Source organism: Ruminococcus sp. AM43-6, assembly GCF_003461785.1.
Taxonomy (GTDB): domain Bacteria; phylum Bacillota; class Clostridia; order Oscillospirales; family Ruminococcaceae; genus Hominimerdicola; species Hominimerdicola aceti.
In genome coordinates, this window is record NZ_QTXU01000062.1 from 2,213 (window position 1) to 3,939 (window position 1,727).

The 1,727-nt window shown below is 44.4% G+C and carries 3 protein-coding genes; all 3 read left to right on the plus strand.

Translation table 11 applies throughout. The features are described 5' to 3' along the window. A partial coding sequence (locus DW938_RS14250; RefSeq protein ID WP_207660719.1) for a SpoVG family protein occupies positions 1–297 on the plus strand: 297 nt, incomplete at its 5' end. 109 nt (positions 298–406) lie between these two features. Further along, positions 407–1,333, plus strand: a complete 927-nt coding sequence (locus DW938_RS14255) for a transglutaminase-like domain-containing protein (protein WP_118125576.1) — start codon at positions 407–409, stop codon at positions 1,331–1,333. 86 nt (positions 1,334–1,419) lie between these two features. After that, on the plus strand, positions 1,420–1,727 hold a 308-nt coding region (locus tag DW938_RS14260; protein WP_147342411.1), incomplete at its 3' end, for a hypothetical protein.

Here is a 1,727-nt window from a genome sequence, read left to right on the forward strand (position 1 = left end):
AGCGTAACAATGGACGGTATGTTCGCCGTTCACGGACTGAGGGTCATCGAGACCGAAAAGGGCAGGTTTGTCAATATGCCTTCCACCTCATACACTAATAAGGACGGCAACAAGCAGTACAGCGACACCTTCCATGCCATAACCAAGTCGGCGAGAACTGCCGTAAATCAGGCTGTACTCAATGCTTACGATCTCAAGCTTCAGCAGGTTCAGCAGACGGATATCGAGGTTGAGAACACCCCTGATGAGGAAATGTCCGAGCCTGAAGATGAACCTGAGCCGGTTATGAGTATGTAGTTTGCTAAAGCTTTTGCTGTGTAAATTGTCACAAAGGTAGAACTTTTGAAAAGAGGCTGGATTTACAAGAAAAGGTGTGATATATTGCTTGTCGAAAGGAGTTGATCATATGAAAAGAGCAACGGTCAGATCAATACTTTGCACGGTAATGCTGACCGCCTGCGGAAATGTGTCGGAGTCCGTAGAAAGTGTGGAAACTTCGGCAGTGAGCCAAACTACGACCACGGTCACAGGCTCCGCAGTAACATCTGGAAAGGAAGAAAAGGATACAAGTGAAACCACAACTACTACGAGAAAGAGTTCGCAGACGGTATCCGAGACTTCAAAACCGACAGATATCACAGTAACTACGACCAAGAAATCTGGTTCTTCAAATGCGAACGGAAATTCTAATCAGGGTCAGAATAATAACGGTCAGGAAAATAACTACCAGCCTGCACAGAATAATCCGCAGCCCGATAATTCGCCGTCAAATGATCCTCAGAGTAATAACGGAGCGGAACAGAATAATACCCCCTCTCCTCCGTTAACAACGGCAAAGCCTTCGGTAACGAATCCGCCCACTACTACAACTCCAAAGCCGCAGATTACAGTACCGCAGACTGAACCGCCTGAAGTTGTAATTGAAGATACAACAAACTTGCAAAGTGTTCTGAATTATGTAAATTCACTTGGAAGAACAACCGATGAATATTACAATATAGGTGCAGGGTTGAGCCACGATGGTTCTGATTATGGAAAAGCCGAAGCGGTGTATAATTGGATTCGGGATAATGTCAGCGGAAATTGTCAAGTGTTCTCAGTGGCAACAATGTATGCCTGCAAGGGGATCGGGCTTGAATGTCGGTATGCGTTTTTCTCCCCCGATGACTGGTATGGACACATGGCAAATCTGGTAAATGTGGACGGAGCATGGTATGTGTTCGACACACAAGGCGGCAGATTTTTAAAATCAGATAAATACGGTGATATTACCCGGATATTTGATGAAAGTGATATTACAATTGATATTTCGGTAAGCGAATCTGCTTACTAATTAAGTAAACAACAAATATGCAATAAAGAGAGTCGGATTTCTCCGACTCTCTTTATTTGCGCAAAATCAAAGGAGAAATGCAATATATGTTTAAAATTAAATCAAAGATATTAAAGAAACTCAGCGCAGGGTTCATGGCAGGACTTTGCGTTTTTTCTATGCTGGGCTCATCTATGAGCGGAGTTATCACAGCGAATGCGGCAAGTACGTCAACGGAAAATTCAGCTTTTCCATCAGCGGATACGGTTGTAGCAAAAGCTGCAACTCTTCTCGGCTCGCCGTATACCTTTGGCAATAAGGGCTATTGGTACGCATACAATCAGGGACAGTACACTCCGCTGTCGGTGCAGACGATCAACAACCTTGGTATCGACTGTTCGGGACTTGTGTACTA